The organism is Halochromatium glycolicum, assembly GCF_016584085.1.
Lineage (GTDB): Bacteria > Pseudomonadota > Gammaproteobacteria > Chromatiales > Chromatiaceae > Lamprobacter > Lamprobacter glycolicus.
This window is the reverse complement of the sequence record NZ_NRSJ01000086.1, coordinates 1-5376: the sequence shown is the minus strand read 5'-3', so window position 1 is coordinate 5376 and position 5376 is coordinate 1. Positions and strand designations below refer to the sequence as shown.

Here is a 5376-nt window from a genome sequence, read left to right as displayed (position 1 = left end):
ACTGGAAACAGTGGCGCGGGGTGCGCAATCGCATTCGCCAGTTGCTGGCCCTGGGGTCGTCGAAGCGTGCCGCGATCTGGACGGGCATGAGCTCCAAGAGCGACTGGCATCTGTCCCGCTCGCTGGGCACGCAAACCGGGATGACCAATGACTGGCTGAAAGGCCAGGGCTTGATCAGCATTCGCGATCAGTGGATGAAAGCGCATGGCTATGCCTAAAGCGTCGTGTGCTCCCTTCTTGTGAATCGCCTAGTGCGGACCCGCATGCTAGGTGGTGTGGGGAGGGCGGGCTAAACACCCGCCCTTACCCGATTGTGCAGGGTGGAATTGCTTAGTCGTAACTGGGTGACATCGGCGACTGGATGTGAAACTCTTCTGGCGCCTCCTTAAGTGGTTCATCGCAACAGTCGTCCTGTTGCTGCTCTTCGCGGCGGCGCTGGTCCTTCTGTTCCGTTGGGTCGATCCGCCGAGCTCGGCGTTCATGGTTCGTCATTGGCTTGCCGCAGAGTCCGCTGCGGCAGGCACGCAGCGGCTCTATTACGAGTGGGTCGAGGGTCCGGCGATCGCGCCCGAGGTCAAGCTGGCCGTGATCGCGGCCGAGGATCAGCGCTTTCCGGCGCATCATGGCTTCGATCTGGTTGAGCTGAACAAGGCTCTGGCGCGTTGGCGGGACGGTGGCCGGTTGCGCGGTGCGAGCACGCTGTCGCAGCAGGTGGCGAAGAATCTGTTCCTGTGGCGGGAGAGCAGTTGGCTGCGGAAGGGGCTCGAGGCGCCGTTGACGCTCTTGATCGAGGCGTTCTGGCCAAAAGAGCGTATCCTCGAGGTCTATCTGAATCTCGCTCAGTTCGGCCCGGACACCTATGGCGTCGGTGCGGCGAGCTGGCGCTTCTTTGATCGTCCGGTCGCAACGCTGAATCGCTCGCAGGCCGCGCTGCTGGCCGCAGTCCTACCGAACCCGATCCGTTATCGTGTCCAGTCACCATCGGCGCAGGTCCGTCGCAAGGCCGCTTGGATCGAGCAGCAGATGCGCAATCTGGGCGGTCCCGCTTATCTCGATCGGCTCTAGTGCCTCGCCTGTTTCACGAGGGTTCGCGTGGAGGCGGGTTGGCGCTGCTCCATGGGTCTACCAGCGGCAGGCCGCAGTTGCGGAACGCTGCCCGGTTGCGTGTGGCAACGGTGAGGCCGGCCGCCGCGGCAGTGCTGCTTAAGGCGCTCCCTGGTCTTCGAGCCGGAGGGGCTCAAAACCGAATCGCTTGCGTTTCCCGAGGTCGACCCCCCGCTGAGGTCCGAAGTAGTGCCGTGCTATGTCTGATGGCTTCGTGTCCTTCCGCGGTGGGCCCAATTCTTGTTGTGCAAAGGTTGCTGTTAGCCTGAAGGCTGATCGCGATGCTCCGATCCTGTTTTTCATCGTGCCTCTTGGTGGATACGGTCTACCCGCCTTTGGGCCCATAGCGTGGCATCTGATTCCGGGCGACGGGTGGTGGGCTCGGCTCGTTGGATTCGAGCGCCGTTATGGGCTGAGCAGCCATTGGCGCGCCGCGTTGGCGTCGCGCGCGATCTGCTGTTTCAGCGCGTCGAACGACTCGAAGCGTAGCTCGTCGCGGAGGCGGAGCCGAAATTCGACCTCGAGATGCGCGCCATAGAGGTCGCGGTCGAGATTGAAAAGATGGACCTCGAGCCGTTCGTCGGTGCCGGCGACGGTCGGCCGGCGGCCGATGTTGGCGACGCCGGGCCAGGGGCTGTCGGCGATGCCGTGGACTTGGACGGCGTACACGCCGCGCAGCGGGCTCACGCGCCGATGCAGGTTGATGTTGGCGGTGGGATAGCCGATGGTGCGCCCGCGCCGGTCGCCGTGGGCGACGCGGCCGCAGATGCGATAGGCGCGGCCTAGCAGATGGGCGGCCTGCTCGAAATCGCCGCCGGCGAGCAATTCGCGGATGCGGGTGCTGCTGATGCGCTCGTCGTTGTGCTTGATGGTGCGCAGGTTTTCCACGGCAAAGCCGTTTCCGCTTCTGCCGCTGCCGCTGCCGCTGCCGGTGCTTGCCGAGGCACCGGATGCGGCCGTTGGCGGTCCCAGCTCGCGGCCGACCTGCTCGAGCAGCTGGTAGTCGCCGGCGCGATTGTGGCCGAAGCGAAAGTCGTCGCCGACCAAGAGGTAGCGGACACCGAGCCCGGCGACGAGTACCTGCTCGATGAAGTCGCGGGCGGGCATCTGCGCGAGCTTCGCGCCGAACTCGAGCAGCAGGACCCGCGCCACGCCGGTGTTGGCGATCGCGGTGACCTTCTCGCGCAACCGGGTCAAGCGCGCCGGTGCCATCGCTGGGGCGAAGTACTCCATCGGCTGGGGCTCGAAGGTGATGACCGTGGCGGGCAGTCCGAGCGCCTGCCCCTGCGCGAGCAGGCGCCGAAAAACGGCCTGGTGGCCGAGGTGCACGCCGTCGAAGTTGCCGATGGTGGCGACGCAGCCATGGTCCTGGTCGCGCAGATTGTGCAGGCCGCGGATCAATCGCATGCGGTCGAGCTGCTCTCGCTGGAGGGAGGTGCGGCGATTATAGAGCGCGCACCGGCTGGTCGGGTCTCTGGGTCCGCTCAGGTCGCGGCCGGCTTTGCTTGTGGGTTCATTCGCAGCAGGTGGCGCGGCCGGATGCCGAAGAGCAGCGCGGCCAGCACGTAACAGAGTGCGCCGATCGCGATCAGCCCGGCGAGGCGCAGGATGCGCTCGATGACGGTCCAGTCGGTCCAGGCCGCTGTCGGGCCGCTCGCGAACCAGAGCAGCGCGCCCATCAGCAGGCTCGCGATCAGGCCCTTGAGCAGCAGCAGTCCCCAGCCGGGCAGCGACCGATAGACGCCCTGTGCCGAGAGACCACGCAACAGGAGCGCGGCATTGGCCGCGGCGGCGATGACGGTTGCAAGCGCGAGGCCGGCATGGCCGAGCGGCTCCATCAGCAGGATGTTCAGCGAGATGTTGATCATCATCGCGACCACGGCGATGTTGACCGGTGTCTGCATGTCCTGCCGGCTGTAGAAGCCGGGCGCGAGGACCTTGATGCCGAGGAACGCCAGCAGCCCCAGTGCGTATGCCATCAGGCTGCGCTCGGCCATCAGGACGTCGTAGCCGGTGAACTCGCCGGAGTAGAACAGGGTCGCGATCATCGGCCCGGCGAGCGCGAACAGCCCGACCGCGGCCGGCAGCCCGAGCAGCAGCACCCAGCGCAGCGCCCAATCCAGCGTCTGCGAGAACGCCTCCGGGGAGGCCGCGGCATGCTGGCGCGAGAGCTTCGGCAAGATCACGGTGCCGAGCGCGACACCGAGGATGCCGAGCGGGAATTCCATCAGCCGGTCCGAGTAGTAGAGCCAGGAGATGCTGCCAGTCTCGAGGAACGAGGCCAGCAAGGTGTCGATCAGCAGGTTGATCTGCGTGACCGAGACGCCGAACAGCGCCGGGACCATCAGCCGGACGATCCGGCGCACGCCCTGGTCGCGGGGGTTGAGCCGGGGTCTCGGCAGCAGCTTGAGCTTGTGGAGGAATGGAAGCTGGAACAGCAGCTGGGCGATGCCGGCGATGAAGACGCCCCAGGCGAGGGCGACAATCGGGGTTTCCATCTGCGGTGCGAGCCAGAGCGCGCAGCCGATCAGCGAGAGATTGAGCAGCACCGGCGTGAAGGCCGGCACGCCGAAGCGCTCGTAGGTGTTGAGGATGCCGCCGGCGAATGCCGTCAGCGAGATGAACAGCAGGTACGGGAAGGTCAGCCGCAGCATGTCGGCGGTGAGGAGCTGCTTGGCCGGGTCGGCCGCGAAACCGGGCGAGAAGATCAGCACCAGCACCGGCGCGCCGAGCACGCCGACCGCCGTGATCACGAGCAAGACGGCGCCGAGGGTGCCGGCGACGTCGTCGATGAAGGTCTTCAGGGCGCCGAACCCGCGCTGCTCTTTGTACTCATTGAGCACCGGGACGAAGGCCATCGAGAACGCGCCCTCGGCGAACAGCCGGCGCATGAAGTTCGGGATCTTGAAGGCGACGAAGAAGGCGTCGGTGCCGGCATCGGCGCCGAACAGGCGCGCGACCAGCAGGTCACGGACGAAGCCGAGGATGCGCGACAGCAAGGTGTTGCTGCCGACCTTGGCGATGGACGCGGCCAGCGATGCCATGGCGATTGCCTCGTTGCGCGGTCAACTGAACGGAGGTGGATCGGAGGCCGCGATTATAAGGATCATCTTCGAGCGGCCGTGCCATCCTTCACCGGTGCGCCACGATGCCAGCGGCCAAGACAACGGTGTCGGCAGGGTGTCGTACTGAAGAAGGGCTGCGAGGCGGCGGGTTTAGGAGGGTTAAAGGCCTGGTTCCCAGATCGAGGCGAGCGGGAGCGCGAGCCCGGGCAGCAGATCGGCGTCGCCGATCGTGGCGGGGGCATCGAGCCGCTCTGGGTCTGCGTCCGATGTATAACGCCAGAGCTGCCGCTCATCGGGTAGGAGGAGCCAGCCGAGGTGGGTGCCGTTGTCGCGCCACTCGCGCATCTTGGCATGCAGGTTTTCCGGCTCGTCGCTCGGTGAGGCCAGCTCGATGACGAGGTCCGGCGCCAGCGGCAAGAACTTGCGCTTCTCTTCGGCGCTGAGCTGGGCCAGGCGAGTGCGCAGCACCCAGGACAGATCCGGCGAGCGCATCGCGCCGTTCGGCAACAGAAAACCGGTCGAGGAGTCGAAGACGACACCGCGACCGTCCTGCCGCGCCCAGAGACCGAAATCCAGACCGAGCTCGGCGTTGCGGTGGCCGGTCTCGGCGCCGGTCGGGGGCATGAGCTCAAGGTCTCCATGGGCATTGCGCTCGATCCGCAGGTCCGGGTTGGCGGCGCAGAACGCGAAGAGCAGGTCGTCGTCCAGCCGCAGGCCCGGCGGGATCGCGAGGTCGATTCGCCCCTTAAGCGGGGCTGCTGTCGGGCTCGTAAGCTGGATCATGGCGGCTCAAGCATCGTTCAAATCTTATCGTCATTCAAGGCGCTGCCTGAAAGCATGCTGGAAGGGTGCCGCCTGGCAGCATGCGGAAAGCGTTCGGGCGGGCGCGAAAACGGATGTCGACGGACTGAAATAGTCACTCGCCCTGGTTTCCGGAGAGGCTGAGCCCGTCGGTGCTGACTGTTCCGGCGCTTTCTGTCCGGCGATCAGGCGGAATGGCTATAGGTGGTGAGCCGCTTGGGCAGCAATTCCCGCCGCAAAAATATCTGCTTTAGAAACAATAAGTTGGCTTTGAGCCGAAAAAAATCTTTCGTAAACTTTTGAAGCCGAATCAGTATACTGCCACGACCTTCTCAAGCTGCGAGGCAGGTATTGATGAGTGGTCCGTTCTCACGCCAGCACCTCAGCGTCGCGGGACTGCTGCGCG

4 protein-coding genes and 1 pseudogene are annotated in these 5376 nt (G+C 65.5%); 2 read left to right on the top strand and 3 right to left on the bottom strand.

Annotation, left to right across the window (positions count from 1 at the left end; genetic code table 11):
* Positions 1-218, top strand: a pseudogene (locus CKO40_RS23260) (group II intron reverse transcriptase/maturase); the annotation flags it as partial.
* A gap of 145 nt (positions 219-363) precedes the next feature.
* Complete coding sequence (mtgA, locus tag CKO40_RS23255; protein WP_338074257.1) at positions 364-1065, top strand: monofunctional biosynthetic peptidoglycan transglycosylase; 702 nt, start codon at positions 364-366, stop codon at positions 1063-1065.
* A 444-nt stretch (positions 1066-1509) separates the two neighbouring features.
* Here mtgA and CKO40_RS23250 read toward each other — a convergent pair whose 3' ends face one another.
* The 3 genes from CKO40_RS23250 to CKO40_RS23240 form a co-directional block, all read right to left on the bottom strand.
* Positions 1510-2511, bottom strand: coding sequence for a bifunctional riboflavin kinase/FAD synthetase (locus CKO40_RS23250; RefSeq protein WP_200348839.1), 1002 nt, complete (start codon positions 2509-2511; stop codon positions 1510-1512).
* Positions 2512-2588: 77 nt separating this feature from the next.
* A complete protein-coding gene (gene murJ / locus CKO40_RS23245) occupies positions 2589-4148 on the bottom strand; it encodes a murein biosynthesis integral membrane protein MurJ (protein ID WP_200348838.1) in 1560 nt (519 codons plus the stop codon).
* Between the two features lie 180 nt (positions 4149-4328).
* A complete protein-coding gene (locus tag CKO40_RS23240) occupies positions 4329-4952 on the bottom strand; it encodes a Uma2 family endonuclease (RefSeq protein ID WP_200348837.1) in 624 nt (207 codons plus the stop codon).
* Between the last annotated feature and the right edge of the window lie 424 nt (positions 4953-5376).